This is a genomic window from Streptomyces sp. NTD91 (assembly GCF_059510455.1).
Map to the genome: position 1 here is coordinate 49112 of NZ_JCAJZW010000039.1, position 15865 is coordinate 64976.

A 15865-nucleotide genomic window follows, 5' to 3' on the forward strand; every position below is an offset into this window, starting at 1 on the left:
CGAAGCCGCCGCGGGGGCGTACGAGGCGCACCGCACGGTGGAGGTCCGGCTGGAGACCGCGTGCGGCGCCCACTTCCGGACGCCCGGGGACGGCGTCCGCGATTGGCTGAAGACCGCCCGTCCGCACGCGCCGGAACCGGACACGGAGTACTCAGCCGAGGGAGCGGGCCTCTGCCCGGACCTGAACGGCGGGTGCGACCACGGTCCCCCGGCGGCGGCGTACGAGGGCCCGCACCGGGCCCTCGTACGCCGCCCGGCGTTCACCGTGTGCGCGTCACAGCGTCTTCCCGGTCGCCGGACCGACCAGCAGGCCGTCGCCGAAGCGGTCGACGCGGACCGTGTCGCCGTCCTTGATGTCGCCGGCGAGGATCTCCTTGGCGAGGCGGTCACCGATGGCGGTCTGGACGAGGCGGCGCAGCGGGCGGGCGCCGTAGGCGGGATCCAGGCCCTCCTCCGCGAGCCAGGCCAGCGCCTCGGGGGTGACGTCCAGGACGAGCCGGCGTTCGGCCAGCCGCCTGCCCAGAGCGCCGATCTGCAGCTGGGCGATCCGTTCCAGCTCGGGCTTGGTCAGGGCCGAGAAGACCACCAGATCGTCCAGGCGGTTGAGGAACTCCGGTTTGAAGGAGGCCCGGACCACTTCGAGGACCTGCTCCCGCTTCTCCTCCTCGCTCCTGAGCGGGTCGACCAGGAACTGGCTGCCCAGGTTGGAGGTGAGCACCAGAATGGTGTTGCGGAAGTCGACCGTCCGGCCCTGACCGTCCGTCAGGCGGCCGTCGTCAAGGACCTGGAGCAGGATGTCGAAGACCTCCGGATGGGCCTTCTCCACCTCGTCCAGCAGGATGACGGAGTACGGGCGGCGGCGGACCGCCTCGGTGAGCTGGCCGCCCTCCTCGTAGCCCACGTACCCGGGAGGCGCGCCGACCAGCCGGGCCACGCTGTGCTTCTCGCTGTACTCCGACATGTCGATGCGGACCATGGCCCGCTCGTCGTCGAAGAGGAAGTCGGCGACCGCCTTGGCGAGTTCGGTCTTGCCTACACCGGTCGGGCCGAGGAAGAGGAAGGATCCGGTGGGCCGGTCGGGGTCGGCGATACCCGCCCGCGAGCGCCGTACCGCGTCCGAGACCGCCCGTACGGCCTCGGTCTGGCCGATGAGCCGCTCGCCGATCTCCTCCTCCATGCGCAGCAGCTTCTGGGTCTCGCCCTCCAGCAGGCGGCCGGCCGGGATGCCGGTCCAGGCGGCCACGACGTCGGCGATGTCGTCGGAGCCGACCTCCTCCTTGACCATGGTGTCCCTGGCGACCTCCTCCTCGGCCGCGGAGGCGGCCTCCAGTTCCTTCTCCAGGTTGGGGATCTCGCCGTAGAGCAGTTTGGCGGCCGTGTCGAAGTCACCGTCGCGCTGGGCGCGTTCGGCCTGGACACGCAGATCGTCCAGCTTCTCCTTCAGCTCACCGACCCGGTTGAGGGACTGCTTCTCCTTCTCCCAGCGGGCGGTGAGGTGCCGCAGCTCCTCCTCCTTGTCGGCGAGGTCACGGCGCAACTTCTCCAGGCGGGCGACGGAGGCCGGGTCGGTCTCCTTGGCGATCGCCAGCTCCTCCATCTTCAACCGGTCGACGGCGCGCTGGAGTTCGTCGATCTCGACCGGGGACGAGTCGATCTCCATACGCAGCCGGGAGGCGGCCTCGTCGACGAGGTCGATGGCCTTGTCGGGCAGGAAGCGGGAGGTGATGTAGCGGTCGGAGAGGGTGGCCGCCGCCACCAGCGCGCTGTCGGCGATCTGCACCTTGTGGTGCGCCTCGTACCGGCCCTTCAGGCCGCGCAGGATCGCGACGGTGTCCTCCACGGTCGGCTCGGCGACCAGCACCTGCTGGAAGCGGCGCTCCAGGGCGGGGTCCTTCTCGATCCGCTCCCGGTACTCGTCCAGGGTGGTGGCACCGACCATGCGCAGCTCGCCGCGGGCCAGCATCGGCTTGAGCATGTTGCCGGCGTCCATGGCGGAGTCGCCGCCGGCGCCCGCGCCGACGACGGTGTGCAGCTCGTCGATGAAGGTGATGATCTGCCCGTCGGAGTCCTTGATCTCGGCGAGGACGGCCTTCAGCCGTTCCTCGAACTCGCCGCGGTACTTGGCGCCGGCGACCATCGCGCCGAGGTCCAGCGCGACCAGCCGCTTGTCCTTCAGCGAGGAGGGCACGTCGCCCTTGACGATCCGCTGGGCCAGCCCCTCGACCACGGCGGTCTTGCCCACACCGGGCTCGCCGATGAGGACCGGGTTGTTCTTCGTCCTGCGGCTCAGCACCTGCACGACCCGCCGGATCTCCTGGTCGCGCCCGATGACCGGGTCGAGCCGGCCCTCGCGGGCGGCGGCGGTGAAGTCGGTGCCGAACTTCTCCAGGGCCTTGTACTGGCCCTCCGGGTCGGCGGTGGTCACGCGGCGTCCTCCCCTGGCCTTCCTGAAGGCCTCCAGCAGCTTCTTCGCGTCGGCTCCCTGCTGCGCGAGCAGCTCGCCGGCCCGGCCGCCCTTCGCGGCGATACCGATGAGCAGGTGCTCGGTCGACAGGTACTCGTCACCCAGTTCCCCGGCGCGCTCGCCGGCGTCGGCGATCACGGCCAGCAGCTCACGGTTGGGCTGCGGGGGCGCGACGGTGGAACCGGTCACGCTGGGCAGCGCGGCCAGGATCTTCTCGGCGCCCACGCGTACCGCGGCCTGGTCGGCCTCGACGGCCGCGAGCAGGTCGGTGATGTTCTCGTTGTCCTGCCCCTGGAGCAGAGCCAGCAGCAGGTGAGCGGGGGTGAGGTCCGGGTGCCCCTCGGTCACGGCCCGGTTGCCGGCCGCGTTGATCGCGTCCCGGCTCCTGTTGGTCAGCTCGGCGTCCACGTCGTCCGTTCTCCTCCTCGGCCACACTCTTCCACTGCTGACTTAACCAGCGTACACAAAGTTGAGTCCATTCCGCTCAAGGTGAGGACGGAAGGGCGGTGACCCGGGGGCGGGGACTAGGTTGCGGGCATGATGAACCACTCCGAGCAGTACCTGGCGTTCTGGCGCGAACGCCATCTGTGCACGCTGACGACGCTCCGGCCCGACGGCAGCCCGCACGTCGTCCCGGTGGGGGTGACGTACGACGCGGCGGCGGGGCTGGCCCGAGTGATCACCAACCGGACCAGCGCGAAGGTGCGGCACGTGCGCGCGGCGGGTGCCGGGGGCGCCCGGGTCGCGGTGTGCCAGGTGGACGGCCGGCGCTGGGCCACGCTGGAGGGGCGGGCACGGGTGCGGACGGAGGCCGAACGGGTGGCGGAGGCCGAGAAGCGGTACGCCGAGCGGTACGAGCGGGTGCCGTCGCCGAATCCGGCGCGCGTGGTGATCGAGATCGAGGTGGAGCGGGCGCTGGGAAACCTGTGAACGGGGCACCGGGACGCAAGCGAACAGTTTCGGCCACCCTGGGAGCGCGCCCATCCCATGACATGTCGAGGGATATCGTCGGAAAACTGCAGCGGCGTCACCGTGTTCAGGTCACGGTGACGCCGCTGCGGGGGGAAGCACCTGAGCGATCTTTTACGACGGGGGAATCGCGTCAGGCACTGCGGGGGGTGGCCGAGATGGTCCTCAGGTCCTGGTCCGCCGGCTCGGCGAGCCGGTGGTCCCGCTGGTCGAGATTCACAAAGATCATTCCGTACCGTACGGCGCACCGCACCGGCTGGGGCGCACCGCGCGGCCTGCGCAGGCACCGGTACGCCCGCACGTCCTCGTCCGCGTCCCGCGTCACGACGACCGGCTCGCCGAACACCGTCACCATCAGCGAGTCACCACTGTGCGGGATGGCGGTGACCAGGTCGATGAAGTGCCATCCGGAGCGGTAGGCCGTGGCCATCTCGCGACGGAAGGAGCGGTCGTCGGGTGGAGTAGTCATCAGTCAGCCCCAGGTGGTGTCGTCTGCACCATCGGCATGCGCCGTCCCGGTGCTGTCGGCACTCAGGGCGACGGTCCGAGGAGCGATTCCCCACGTGGTGTCCGCCGCGGTGTCACGATTCCCACCGGAGAGGCCACTCAGCGCGCCGATGGCCACAACGGCGGAGAAGGTGACGGCGAGCATCGACCGAAGCATTCTCTTGCGCATAGTCGGCTTCGTCCTCACTTGAAGGTCCCCTCTTCCCCCGTCCGAACAAGACGATGTCTCATTTGGGCACGTCATGGCCACACGATCGATGCATCATGTTCCTGCATGTTCAGGACCCTGGGGGGTGGAGATTTGACAACGAATCGGACCAAAGTGTCACATCCCCATGCAATGACCGAGCTATGCGAGGAGGGTAGCCGCCTCTACGCGAAGGCGCTGCGGTCCGGGCGCATCGCCCGCGCGGAGGTGGATTCCGCCCCTTGCCTGATGGAGTTCGCCCTCCTGCACCCGGACCCCGACGACCCGAACTGGCTGCGTCCGACCCCTCCCTCGGTGGCCCTGGCCCAGCGGCTCAACCCGATCGAACGTGAGATCTCCGAACGCCGGCGGCTGTCGGTCGAACTGGCCGAGGCGTTCGAACCGTTCATGGCGCTCAGTGCCCAGAACAGCACGCCCACGCACTCCATATCGGTGCTGGAGGGCCTGGACCGTATCAACGCCGCCCTCGACGTGGCGACCGCGGAGGCCCGCTCCGAGGTGCTCACCGTGCAGCCGAGCAGCCGCCGCCTCGAACACACCCTCGTGCAGGGACTGGAGCGCGACCGGCCGCTCCTCGAACGCGGGGTGCGCATCCGTACCCTCTACCAGCACACGGCCCGCTACAGCCCCGAGACGCTCGGGTACGTCTCCCAGTTCTCCGAGGGCAAGGTGGAGTACCGCACCATCGACGAACTGGTGGAGCGGCTCATCATCTGCGACGAGACCGTCGCCTTCATCCCCATCCGCGACGACCGTCAGGTCGCCCTGGAACTCCGGCACCCCGGCCTGGTGCGCTACCTGATCAAGGTGTTCGAGTTCATGTGGGCCCGCGCGGTGCCCCTGAGCACCGGCGCCCCCTACGAGACCGCCCCCGACGGCATCACGGAGATCCAGCACTCCATCGCCAAGCTCCTGGTCGAGGGACACGTCGACGAAGCCATCGCCCGCCGGCTGGGCATGAACGTCCGCACGTGCCGGGCCCACATCGCCAAGCTCGCCACCGCGCTCGGCAGCGGCAGCCGCGCCCAGCTCGGCTATCTCATCGCCCAGTCGGGTCTGCTGGACAAGGAGTACACGCGGCCGGAACCGGACGGGCACCAGTGAACCCGCGCACGGCGCGGCAGGACCCGGTGACCACGCCTTTGCATCCGGAGCACGTCCTGGACCGCGCTGTCGCCCTCATCCCGGCGAACAGGGACCGCACCCTCGCCCTGGAGATCCGCCTCCCGGCCCTGGTCGACTTTCTCGTGACCGTCTTCGACCGGCTCTGGCACCTGGCCACGCCCCTGTACCCACGGACCGCCCCGCAGCCCTCCCCGGACGGCGTCACGGCCCGCCGGCCGGCCACCGCGGCCCTTCTCGTCGAGGGCCGCACCGACGCCGCCACAGCCGAGCGCCTCGGCATGAACATCCGTACCGCCCGGCTGCACATCGCCGAGCTCGCCGCCACCCTCGGCAGCGACAGCCGCGCCCGGCTCGGCTGTCTCATCGCACGCTCCGGCATCCTCGACCGGCAGGGCGAGGTGGGCCGGTGAAGCACCTGGAGCACGGGGTGGAGGAGCTGTGCACCGCCGGGCAGGAGCTGTACGAGCGTGCCCTGCGCGAGGGCCGGGTACCGGCCGCCGAGGCCGTCGACGCCCCCTGCCTGAGCGACTTCGGGCTGCTCCACCCCGACCTGCGCGACCCCGGGCTGCTGGTACCGGTCGCACCCGTCGCGGTGCTGCACCGGCTGCTGCGCGCCTCCGCGGCCCGGGTCGCGGAGGAACGGCGGCGCGAGGACCGGCTGGTGGAACGGTTCGAGCGGCTGCTGGAGATCGGTGTGCGGCAGTCCTTCGATCCCGGCACGGCCATGCTGCGCCTGCTCAGCGGCACCGAGCAGATCAACCGGGCCATCAGCGACGCGATGGTCGACGCCACCGTGGAGTCCCTCACCGTCCAGCCGCACGCGGGCCTCACCGGTCCGCGCGGCGAGGCGGCCCGCGACACCGCCTTCGGGCGCGACCAGGCCCTGCTGGACCGCGGCGGCCGCATCCGCACCCTCTACCAGCACACGCTGCGCCATGTGCCGGAGGCGTACGGCCCGTTGGAGCACTTACGGCGCGGCGACACCGAGGCGCGCAGCCTCGACGAGGTGCCGGACCGGCTCATCGTCATCGACCGCAAGGTCGCCTTCCTCCCGGCCGACGACGACGGCACGCTGGCCCTCGAGGTCCGCCACCCGGCCCTGATCAAGTACTTCGTGACGACCTTCGACCGGCTGTGGCGGCTGGCCACGCCGATGTTCCCGAAGGCGGTGCGACCGCCGTCGGTGAACGGTGTCACGCCCCGTCAGCGGGCCATCGCGGCCCTCCTGGTCGAGGGGCACACCGACGCCGTCATCGCGGACCGCCTGGGCATGAACGTCCGTACCGCCCGGCTGCACATCGCCAAGCTCGCCGCCACCCTCGGCAGCGACAGCCGCGCCCAGCTCGGCTATCTCATCGCACGCTCGGGGATCCTTGATCAGGAGCCGTGAGCGCACGGACCGGCAGCCCGGCACCGCGGTGGCCGTCCAGGCCGACCTGGGCGATCCGGACGCCGAGTTGGGTACGGCTGGCCGCGCCGAGGGTCTCCGACAGGCGGGCGATGTGCGCGCGGCAGGTGCGCACGCTGATGCCGAGCCGTTCGGCGATCACCGCGTCCTGGTGGCCCTCGGCCAGCAGCGCGGCGATGGACTGCTCGCGGTGCGAGATGCCCTCGATGCCGGTGTCGGGGAGCGGCGCGGTGAGCGGGATGGCGAGGCGCCAGAGGCGTTCGAAGACCGTCACCAGGTACTGCACCAGGGCCGGGTGGCGCAGCTCCAGGGCCATCGTGCGGTCGGCGTTGGCGGGGATGAAGGCCACCGTGCGGTCGAACAGGATGAGCCGGTCGATGACCTCGTCCAGCGTCCTTGCCTCGACCGTGTCTCCCATCAGCTCCAGGTAGTTGAGGAGGCCCTGGCCGTGCCGGGCCACGTGCGTGTACAGGTCGCGCATGCGCACGCCCCGGCCGCGCAGGGCCAGTGCCCGGTGCAGGCCCTCGGTCAGCTCGGCCTCCCGGCGGATCCCGCCGGGCTGCACGGTGAGCACCTCGGTCGTGCACGCCTCGGTCGCCTCGTCCATCGCGGCCTGGATACGGGAGAGCCCGTCCAGCACCCGGATCGCGCTGCCCTCGGCCGGTGCGGCGAGCGCGCCGAGCTGACGGCCGAGCCCGGCGTACCACTCGAAGGCGGCCACCGCCGAGCCCACCTTTTGCTGGCTCGCGCTGACCTCGTCGTAGACCCCGCGCAGCAGCCTGGTCATGACCTCCTGCGGGGAGGTCGGCACCAGCCAGTCCATGTCGTCGGGATCCGGGTGCAGCAGGGCCAGTTCCAGCAGGCAGGGCACCGCCTCGGCATCGGTGCGCGGCACCCGGCCCCGGCGCACGGCCCGGGAATAGACACGGTCACCGGCCGCGCACAGTCGGTCGGCGCCGTGTGGATGCTCCTCCGCCCCACGCCCGGCCATCGCCCATTTCACCCCCGGTGTGCTGCCACTTCCGCAGCGCAACTATGCGCGGCGCCGACCGGGTCCGCAACACGGCTCGCCTCAACAGGGCCACGGCTAAAGCGCGTCATGTCCGGACATCGACCAGGCTCCGCCCCTCGCATTGCAACAAGCTGATGGTGGTGGGGCGGACGGTGCCACGGCATCGTTGATCCCGCGGAGACGCTCCGCAGGGGGAGCCGCGGGGCCGGCGCACCGCGTCCACGGGGGTGACGCGATGCGCCGTGCCCCGCCGGGGAAGCTGCCGCGGAAGGAGCTGAGCCGCTACTTCAGGCCGATCGCCGCGCAGGCCGCCTTGTATTTGGGAGTGCAGATGTCGGCCACCGTGTAGATGCCGTCCGCGACGACCGTGTCCTTGATGTTGCCCTTGGTCAGGGCGATCGGCTGGATCAGCTTGGACGGGATGTCCTTGGTGGTGGGGCTGGAGGCCTTGTCCTGGGTGAGCGCGTCGAACTGGATGTCCTTGCCCTGGACCTTGGCGACGGCTATCTGGGCGGCGGCCTGGGCCTCGTCCGGGTAGGCCTTGTAGACGCTCATGTACTGCTCGCCGGACACGATCCGCTGCACCGCGTCGAGTTCCGCGTCCTGGCCGGTGACCGGGGGGAGGCTGGTGACGCCGGCCGCCTTCAGGGCCTTGATGACGCCGCCCGCCATGCCGTCGTTGGCGGCGTAGACGCCGGCGATGTTGTTCTTGCCGATCGCGCCGATGGCCCTGGCCATCTCGGACTCGGCGAGTTCCGGCTTCCAGTCCGTGGTGTCGTACGACTCCGCGATCGTCACCTTGCCGTTCAGCTCGGAGAGCGCGCCCTCCTTGAACTGCTTGGCGTTGGGGTCGGTGGGCGAGCCGTTCACCATGACGATCTTGGTGGAGCTGTCGGCGTTCGAGCCGAGGGCCTCCAGCAGGGTGCGGCCCTGCACCTCGCCGACGAGCTCGTTGTCGAAGGAGATGTAGGCGTCGATCGGGCCCTCGGCGAGCCGGTCGTAGGCGATGACCGGAATGCCCGCGTCCTTGGCCTTCTTCACCTCGGGCGCGATGCCGTGCGAGTCGACGGCGTCGAGCATGATGATGTCGACCTTCTCGTCGATCATCCGCTGCATCTGCGAGGCCTGCCGGGAGGCGTCCGCGTCGGCGTTGGCGTACTCGACCTTGCCCCGCTTCGAGGTGAGCCGGGAGACCTCGCTCTTGATGATGGGGTAGTCGAACTTGTCGTAGCGGGTGTTGGCCTTCTCCGGCAGCAGCAGCCCCACGGTGACGTCGTTGCCCTTGCTCGGGCTCGCGCTCGCGCTGTCCCCCGTCGCGTCCAGCACGCCGCAGCCGGCGAGCGAGAGGGTCATCGTGGATGCAGCCACGGACAGGGCGATTCGACGCATTCGAGGGCTCACTTCAGGTGCGTTCCGGACGTAGGGCGGCTATACGACCCAGGTGTCTGAAAAGACAACGCGGATGCCGCACCCGGCGTCAAGCGGAACTACTTAACGAGTCCGCAACACCACGCTCAGCTGACTCTGTGAAGGACGCGCGGAATCACCTCCAAACACTCTTTACGGACCCTCCATTCAAAGGGCGTTCATGGAACGGCAAAGAGCGTTACAACCAACCCGGAACCCCACGAGTCGTGATCACCGGCGGCTGCGCGCCGCCGATCCGACTCGAGCAGAGGACCGAATGAACCCAGCCAGACGCGCGACCGCCACGGCCGTGGTGCTCGCCACCGCCGGCGCCCTGCTGAACGCGGCCGCCCTGACCGCGTCCGCGGCAACGACGTGCGCCTCGCCGACGTACAAGCGGATGTTCTACGCGAACACCACGTTCTCCGGCACCCCGAAGAAGACGGACTGTGACAGCGTCGTCGACCAGAACTGGACCGGCGCGCCCGCCTCCGGGCTGCCGAAGGACAACTTCGGCGTCCGCTGGCGCGTCACCCGCGACTTCGGGTCCGGTGGCCCCTTCACGTTCGCCGCCTCCGGGACCGACGGCATCCGGGTCTGTCTGGACGGCGGCCGCAAGGCCGACCTGTGGTCCAACGCCTCGGGCACACGCGCCAAGAGTGTGGGCGTCACCGTCCCCAAGGGCCGACACACCGTGCGCGTGGACTACGTGAACTGGACCGGCGCCGCGAGCGTGAAGTTCGCCTACACCCGGCGCACGTCCGCCACCGTCGACTCGGTGCGGCCGCTCGCCCCGGCCGGGGTCTCCTGGGACTACTACACCGGGGACCCGTCCGGTATCCACGCCGTGCTCAACTGGACGGCGAACAAGGAGATGGATCTGGCCGGTTACCGCGTCCACCGCCGGGTGGCGGGCACGAGCGCCTTCACCCTGGTCGGTACGACCACGGTGCACCGCCTCAGCGAACGGCCGCCGCAGGCCGGGCAGTCGTACTACTACGAGATCCGCGCCTACGACAAGGCCGGCAACGAGTCCTCCGGCAGCGCCGACCAGGGCCCGGTCCCCTCACGGGACCTGACCCCGCCCACCGCCCCGAAGCTCGCCGCGACCGGCACGCAGGGCGCCAACGAGCTGTCCTGGACGGCCCCCGGGGACGCGGCCGGCTACCGGGTGTACCGCAGGGCTGCCGGGGCGACCGGCTTCACCGCGCTCGCCGACACCACGGCCACCGGCTACACGGACGCCCAGGCCGCCTACCGCACGGCCTACGACTACAAAGTGGCCGCGCTCGACGCGCACGGCAACGCCGCCGAGTCGGCCGTCGTGACCAGCACGCGGACCATCTGACACGCCGAAGGGGCCCGCGGTCGTCCGCGGGCCCCTTCACGGTGTTCCACTCAGTCCTGTTGCTGCTGACGCTTGGGCCGCCACACCACCAGGGCGCTGGTCTGCTGGACCTCCTGGTACGGCACCAGGTCGCGGCGGTAGGAGGCGTGGACGGCTGCCTCGCGCTGCCGCATCGCGGCCGCCGCGCCGTCCAGGGCCGCCTCCAGCTCCGCGACGCGGGACTGCAGGGCGGCGACCTGGTTCTCCAGTTCGATGATGCGCTTGATGCCGGCCAGGTTGATGCCCTCGTCCTGCGACAACTGCTGCACCTGGCGGAGCAGTTCGATGTCGCGGGCCGAGTAGCGGCGGCCCCGGCCGGCGGTACGGTCCGGCGAGACCAGGCCCAGGCGGTCGTACTGGCGCAGCGTCTGCGGGTGGAGTCCGGAGAGCTGGGCCGCCACCGAGATGACGTAGACCGGGGTCTCCTCGGTCAGTTCATACGGGTTACGTCGACGGCCGTCCATCTCTCTCTCAGTCTCCCTTCGCGGCCTCGAACAGCTCGGCCCGCGGATCCTCGCCCGCGGTCGCCTCGCGATACGCCTCGAGCGCGTCACGAGCCTTCCCAGACAGGTCCTTGGGCACACGCACCTCCACGGTGACCAGCAGGTCGCCGCGGCTGCCGTCCTTGCGGACGGCGCCCTTGCCCCGGGCGCGCATCGTACGGCCGTTGGGCGTGCCGGGCGGCAGTTTCAGGGTGACGGGCGGTCCGCCGAGCGTGGGCACCCGGATCTCGCCGCCGAGGGCCGCCTCGGGATACGTCACCGGCACGGTGACGGTGAGGTTGTCGCCCTTGCGGCCGAACACCGGGTGCGCACCGACGTGCACGACCACGTACAGGTCGCCCGCCGGTCCGCCCCGCTCGCCGGGCGCGCCCTTGCCGCGCAGCCGGATGCGCTGCCCGTCGGTCACCCCGGCCGGGATGCGGACCTGCATCGTCCTGGACGACTTCGCCCGGCCGCTGCCCTTGCACTCCAAGCAGGGGTGCTCGGCGATCAGGCCGCGGCCCTTGCAGTCGGGGCAGGGATCGGTGAGCGAGAAGCCGCCGCCCGAGCCCCGGGCGACCTGCCCGGTGCCGACGCAGGTCGGGCACACGCGCGGCGTGCCGTTCTTGTCGCCGGTGCCCGAGCAGGCCTTGCAGGGTGCCTGGGAGGACATCCGCAGCGGCACCGTGGCGCCCTCGATGGCCTCCGTGAAGCTCAGCGTGACCTCGGACTCGATGTCCTGGCCGCGCCGGGGCTGGGTCCGCGTGCCCGTGGCGCCGCCACGGTTGAACAGGCCCCCGAAGACGTCACCGAGTCCGCCGCCGAAGCCGCCCTGGGTGCTCGCGCCGCCTCCGAAGAGGTCGCCCAGGTCGAAGTTGAACGAGCCGCCGGCGCCCGGCCCGGGGCGGAAGCCGCCGTTGCCGAACAGGGCGCGGGCCTCGTCGTACTCCTTGCGCTTCTTGGGGTCGCCGAGCACGTCGTTCGCCTCGGAGATCTCCTTGAAGCGCTCCTCGGCCTTGGCGTTTCCCTTGTTGGCGTCCGGGTGGTACTCGCGGGCGAGTTTCCGGTACGCCTTCTTGATCTCGGCCTCGGTGGCGTCCTTGGGGACGCCGAGGACCTTGTAGTAGTCCTTCTCGATGAAGTCCTTCGTGCTCATCCTCGACGTACCCCCTTCCCGTGCTTCCCGTAGGTCCTCACGTCAGCCCTCGTCCGGGCCACCGTTCTCCTTGTCGTCGGCGCCGCCGGCGTTCTTCGCCTCGGAGGTCTTGTCCTCGGCGCCCTCGGCCTTGACGGTCTGCGCGCCCGGCTGCGGCTCGGCGACGGCCACCCGCGCGGGGCGGATGGTGCGCTCGCCGATGCGATACCCGGGCTGCAGGATCGCCACGCAGGTCGTCTCGGTGACGTCCGGCGCATAGCTGTGCATCAGGGCCTCGTGGATCGTCGGGTCGAAGGGCTCGCCCTCCTTGCCGAACTGCTGCAGGCCCATCTTGGCCGCGACGGTCTCCAGCGACTCGGCCACCGACTTGAAGCCGCCGACCAGTTCGCCGTGTTCCCGGGCGCGGCCGATGTCGTCGAGCACGGGCAGGAGTTCGGTCAGGAGGTTCGCGACGGCGATCTCCTTGACCGCGATCCGGTCCCGCTCGACGCGGCGGCGGTAGTTCTGGTATTCGGCCTGGAGGCGCTGGAGGTCCACCGTGCGCTCGTTCAGCGCCGTGCGCACCTGGTCCAGCTGGGCCAGCAGACCGGCGTTCTCGTTTCCGTCCCCGGCCGGGGCCGCCCCCTCGTCGGGAGCGGCCTTCGGCTCGGCGTCGTCGGGGGTCGCGCCGGAGGGGACGTCGGGCTTCTCCTCGAAGCCCGGGGTCTCCTCCGTCATTACGCGGCACCGTCCTTGCGCTCGTCGTCCACGATCTCGGCGTCCACGACGTCGTCGTCGGCCTTGGTCTCACCGGCCGAGGCACCGCCGGCGGCCTGCGCGGCCTGGGCGTCGGCGTACATGGCCTGGCCCAGCTTCTGCGAGACGGCGGCGACCTTCTCGGTTGCGGTGCGGATCTCGGCGGTGTCCTCGCCCTTGAGGGCTTCCTTCAGCTCGCCGACCGCGGCCTCGACCTCGGTCTTGATCTCGCCGGGGACCTTGTCCTCGTTGTCCTTGAGGAACTTCTCGGTCTGGTAGACCAGCTGCTCGCCCTGGTTGCGGGCCTCGGCGGCCTCGCGGCGGCGGTGGTCCTCCTCCGCGTAGCGCTCGGCCTCCTCGCGCATGCGGTCGACCTCTTCCTTCGGGAGCGAGGAGCCGCCGGTGACGGTCATCTTCTGCTCCTTGCCGGTGCCGAGGTCCTTCGCCGTGACGTGCATGATGCCGTTGGCGTCGATGTCGAAGGAGACCTCGATCTGCGGGACGCCGCGCGGCGCCGGCGGCAGACCGGTCAGCTCGAACATGCCGAGCTTCTTGTTGTAGGCCGCGATCTCGCGCTCGCCCTGGTAGACCTGGATCTGCACCGACGGCTGGTTGTCCTCGGCCGTGGTGAAGATCTCGGACCGCTTGGTCGGGATCGTGGTGTTGCGCTCGATCAGCTTGGTCATGATGCCGCCCTTGGTCTCGATGCCGAGGGACAGCGGGGTGACGTCGAGCAGCAGGACGTCCTTGACCTCGCCCTTGAGGACACCTGCCTGGAGCGAGGCGCCGATGGCGACGACCTCGTCCGGGTTGACGCCCTTGTTGGCCTCCTTGCCGCCGGTCAGCTCCTTGACGAGCTCGGCGACGGCGGGCATGCGGGTGGAGCCACCGACGAGCACGACGTGGTCGATCTCGTTGATGGAGATGCCGGCGTCCTTGATGACGTTGTGGAACGGCGTCTTGCAGCGCTCCAGCAGGTCGGCCGTCAGCTGCTGGAACTGGGCCCGGGTGAGCTTCTCGTCCAGGTGCAGCGGTCCCTCGGCGGACGCGGTGATGTAGGGCAGGTTGATCGAGGTCTCGGTGGACGAGGACAGCTCGATCTTGGCCTTCTCGGCGGCCTCGCGCAGACGCTGCAGGGCCATCTTGTCCTTGGACAGGTCCACGCCGTGGCCGGACTGGAACTGCTTGACCAGGTAGTCGACGACACGCTGGTCCCAGTCGTCACCACCGAGGTGGTTGTCACCGTTGGTGGCCTTCACCTCGACGACACCGTCGCCGATCTCCAGCAGGGACACGTCGAAGGTGCCGCCGCCGAGGTCGAAGACGAGGATGGTCTGGTCGTCCTTGTCGAGGCCGTAGGCCAGCGCGGCGGCGGTCGGCTCGTTGACGATGCGCAGGACGTTCAGACCGGCGATCTCGCCGGCCTCCTTCGTCGCCTGGCGCTCGGAGTCGTTGAAGTACGCCGGCACGGTGATGACCGCGTCGGTCACCTTCTCGCCCAGGTAGGCCTCGGCGTCCCGCTTCAGCTTCTGCAGGATGAAAGCGGAGATCTGCTGCGGGTTGAAGTCCTTGCCGTCGAGCTGGATCTTCCAGTCGGTGCCCATGTGGCGCTTCACCGAGCGGATGGTCCGGTCCACGTTCGTGACCGCCTGACGCTTGGCGACCTCGCCGACGAGCACCTCGCCGTTCTTGGCGAAGGCGACGACGGACGGCGTGGTCCTGGCGCCCTCGGCGTTGGTGATGACGGTGGGCTCGCCGCCCTCCAGAACGCTGACGACGGAGTTAGTCGTGCCCAGGTCGATGCCGACCGCACGTGCCATGGTTGATTCCTCCAGCTGACTTGAGTGGAACGGACTCAAGTGTGCATGACGGCGGCGACCGGGTCAACAGACCTGAGTCGTCCGGACTCAAGTCTCATCCGTTCCTCACGCGCAACCGGCCTCTGACCTGCGTGGATGGCATCCGCCGCGACTGGGGGACAGGAACGCGAAGGGCGACGGCGACGACCAGCACCACCCCTGAGGCCACCCAGGCCACGACTCCGTCCCCGGTCCACCCGGTGTGCACGAGCACTCCGGCCAGCACCGAGCAGAAGGAGCCGACCCCCAGCAGGACGACGGAGCCCTGCGGGGTGAGCCCGAGCCGCCGCAGCCGGTGCACCAGATGGTCGGGGCCGCGCCGCAGCAGCGGGCGCCGCGCCAGGCGCCGCGAGAGGACCACGAGGAGGGCGTCGGCGAGGGCCACCGCACCGAGGCAGAACGCCACCGCGGCGCTCGGCGCGAGGTCGTACCCCGCGCGCGTGTGGACGAGCGACGACGACAGCAGGAACCCGGTGAACAGCGAGCCGCAGGCGCCGAGCCCGATCCGCGCGGGGTGCCAGTTGTGCATCAGGAAGCCGGTGAGAGCGGCGGCGAACACGCTCAGCAGGACGGCGAGGCCGTCCATCACCTCGGCCGCCGCGCAGACCCCCGCCCCGAACGCGGTGATCACCCCGACGGTCCCCGCCAGCCCGTCCGCGTGGTCGAGCCCCTTGAAGGCCAGGGTGGCGAGCACGATCCAGCCCACGCCCAGCAGACCGGCCGGCCCGCCCGTCTCCTCGTACGGCACCACGAAGGCCGCCGCCACGGCAGTACCGACCACGAGCACGCGTGGGCGCAGTCGCCAGACGTCGGCGACGAGGCCCAGCGCGGCGACGCAGGCGGCGACCACCAGCAGCCTGCCGACACCCTTGCCGAGCGGCGCCACCCCGGTCCACCGCCCCGCCCAGGCGACGAGGCAGGTGACGGTCACCACGGCGACCCCACCGAGCAGCGGCAGCCTTCGCTGCCGGCGCCGGTCGACGATGCCCGCCCGCAGCGCGGGCACCCTGAGCAGCACGGACAGCACGGCGGCGAGCAGCAGGGCGGCGGTGGCGGCGGCGATCCCATAGAGCACGGCTCTAAGGTAGGGGTGAATGTAGCAATTCGGTATGAATAACACGATCAGATGGTTCGGGGATGACGCTC

Annotated in this window: 14 protein-coding genes and 1 pseudogene; 5 read left to right on the top strand and 10 right to left on the bottom strand. The window is 70.4% G+C overall.

What is annotated here, in order from left to right:
- Nucleotides 1-274: 274 nt before the first annotated feature.
- The gene (clpB, locus tag AC5WRT_RS30295; RefSeq protein ID WP_496100796.1) at nucleotides 275-2872 is read right to left on the bottom strand and encodes an ATP-dependent chaperone ClpB; all 2598 of its coding nucleotides are present in this window, start codon (nucleotides 2870-2872) and stop codon (nucleotides 275-277) included.
- A gap of 129 nt (nucleotides 2873-3001) precedes the next feature.
- On the opposite strand from clpB, the gene AC5WRT_RS30300 reads away from it, so the two are divergent.
- The gene (locus AC5WRT_RS30300) at nucleotides 3002-3394 is read left to right on the top strand and encodes a TIGR03618 family F420-dependent PPOX class oxidoreductase (protein ID WP_496096691.1); all 393 of its coding nucleotides are present in this window, start codon (nucleotides 3002-3004) and stop codon (nucleotides 3392-3394) included.
- Nucleotides 3395-3566: 172 nt separating this feature from the next.
- Here AC5WRT_RS30300 and AC5WRT_RS30305 read toward each other — a convergent pair whose 3' ends face one another.
- Nucleotides 3567-3902 (bottom strand): hypothetical protein, encoded by a 336-nt coding sequence (locus tag AC5WRT_RS30305; RefSeq protein WP_496096692.1) that lies wholly within the window; start codon nucleotides 3900-3902, stop codon nucleotides 3567-3569.
- Nucleotides 3903-3905: 3 nt separating this feature from the next.
- On the bottom strand, nucleotides 3906-4085 hold the full coding sequence (locus tag AC5WRT_RS30310; RefSeq protein ID WP_496096693.1) for a hypothetical protein: 180 nt from the start codon (nucleotides 4083-4085) through the stop codon (nucleotides 3906-3908).
- Between the two features lie 195 nt (nucleotides 4086-4280).
- Here AC5WRT_RS30310 and AC5WRT_RS30315 point away from each other — a divergent pair, with 195 nt between their 5' ends.
- From AC5WRT_RS30315 to AC5WRT_RS30325, 3 genes and pseudogenes are all read left to right on the top strand, one after another.
- Nucleotides 4281-5252, top strand: a complete 972-nt coding sequence (locus AC5WRT_RS30315; protein ID WP_496096694.1) for a helix-turn-helix transcriptional regulator — start codon at nucleotides 4281-4283, stop codon at nucleotides 5250-5252.
- 53 nt (nucleotides 5253-5305) lie between these two features.
- A pseudogene (locus AC5WRT_RS30320) lies at nucleotides 5306-5683 on the top strand (helix-turn-helix transcriptional regulator); the annotation flags it as partial.
- Nucleotides 5680-6663, top strand: coding sequence for a helix-turn-helix transcriptional regulator (locus AC5WRT_RS30325; RefSeq protein WP_496096695.1), 984 nt, complete (start codon nucleotides 5680-5682; stop codon nucleotides 6661-6663). The pseudogene AC5WRT_RS30320 and the gene AC5WRT_RS30325, both read left to right, overlap by 4 nt.
- On the opposite strand, the gene AC5WRT_RS30330 is transcribed toward AC5WRT_RS30325, so the two are convergent.
- Complete coding sequence (locus AC5WRT_RS30330) at nucleotides 6626-7672, bottom strand: helix-turn-helix transcriptional regulator (protein ID WP_496096696.1); 1047 nt, start codon at nucleotides 7670-7672, stop codon at nucleotides 6626-6628. The two genes, AC5WRT_RS30325 and AC5WRT_RS30330, sit on opposite strands and share 38 nt — an antisense overlap.
- A gap of 303 nt (nucleotides 7673-7975) precedes the next feature.
- Nucleotides 7976-9082, bottom strand: coding sequence for a sugar ABC transporter substrate-binding protein (locus AC5WRT_RS30335; protein ID WP_496096697.1), 1107 nt, complete (start codon nucleotides 9080-9082; stop codon nucleotides 7976-7978).
- 295 nt (nucleotides 9083-9377) lie between these two features.
- Between AC5WRT_RS30335 and AC5WRT_RS30340 the strand changes: the two genes are divergently transcribed.
- A complete protein-coding gene (locus AC5WRT_RS30340) occupies nucleotides 9378-10448 on the top strand; it encodes a PA14 domain-containing protein (protein WP_496096698.1) in 1071 nt (356 codons plus the stop codon).
- Nucleotides 10449-10498: 50 nt separating this feature from the next.
- On the opposite strand, the gene AC5WRT_RS30345 is transcribed toward AC5WRT_RS30340, so the two are convergent.
- The 5 genes from AC5WRT_RS30345 to AC5WRT_RS30365 all read right to left on the bottom strand — a co-directional run bounded on the left by AC5WRT_RS30345 (nucleotide 10499) and on the right by AC5WRT_RS30365 (nucleotide 15794).
- On the bottom strand, nucleotides 10499-10951 hold the full coding sequence (locus tag AC5WRT_RS30345; RefSeq protein WP_496096699.1) for a heat shock protein transcriptional repressor HspR: 453 nt from the start codon (nucleotides 10949-10951) through the stop codon (nucleotides 10499-10501).
- Nucleotides 10952-10958: 7 nt separating this feature from the next.
- On the bottom strand, nucleotides 10959-12125 hold the full coding sequence (gene dnaJ, locus AC5WRT_RS30350; protein ID WP_496096700.1) for a molecular chaperone DnaJ: 1167 nt from the start codon (nucleotides 12123-12125) through the stop codon (nucleotides 10959-10961).
- Nucleotides 12126-12167: 42 nt separating this feature from the next.
- On the bottom strand, nucleotides 12168-12842 hold the full coding sequence (gene grpE / locus AC5WRT_RS30355; protein WP_496096701.1) for a nucleotide exchange factor GrpE: 675 nt from the start codon (nucleotides 12840-12842) through the stop codon (nucleotides 12168-12170).
- Nucleotides 12842-14680, bottom strand: a complete 1839-nt coding sequence (gene dnaK / locus AC5WRT_RS30360) for a molecular chaperone DnaK (RefSeq protein ID WP_496096702.1) — start codon at nucleotides 14678-14680, stop codon at nucleotides 12842-12844. The genes grpE and dnaK overlap by 1 nt, the downstream gene beginning before the upstream one ends.
- 94 nt (nucleotides 14681-14774) lie before the next feature.
- Nucleotides 14775-15794 carry an MraY family glycosyltransferase gene (locus tag AC5WRT_RS30365; protein ID WP_496096703.1) on the bottom strand — a complete coding sequence of 340 codons (1020 nt, stop codon included), beginning with the start codon at nucleotides 15792-15794 and terminating at the stop codon, nucleotides 14775-14777.
- Nucleotides 15795-15865: the final 71 nt, after the last annotated feature.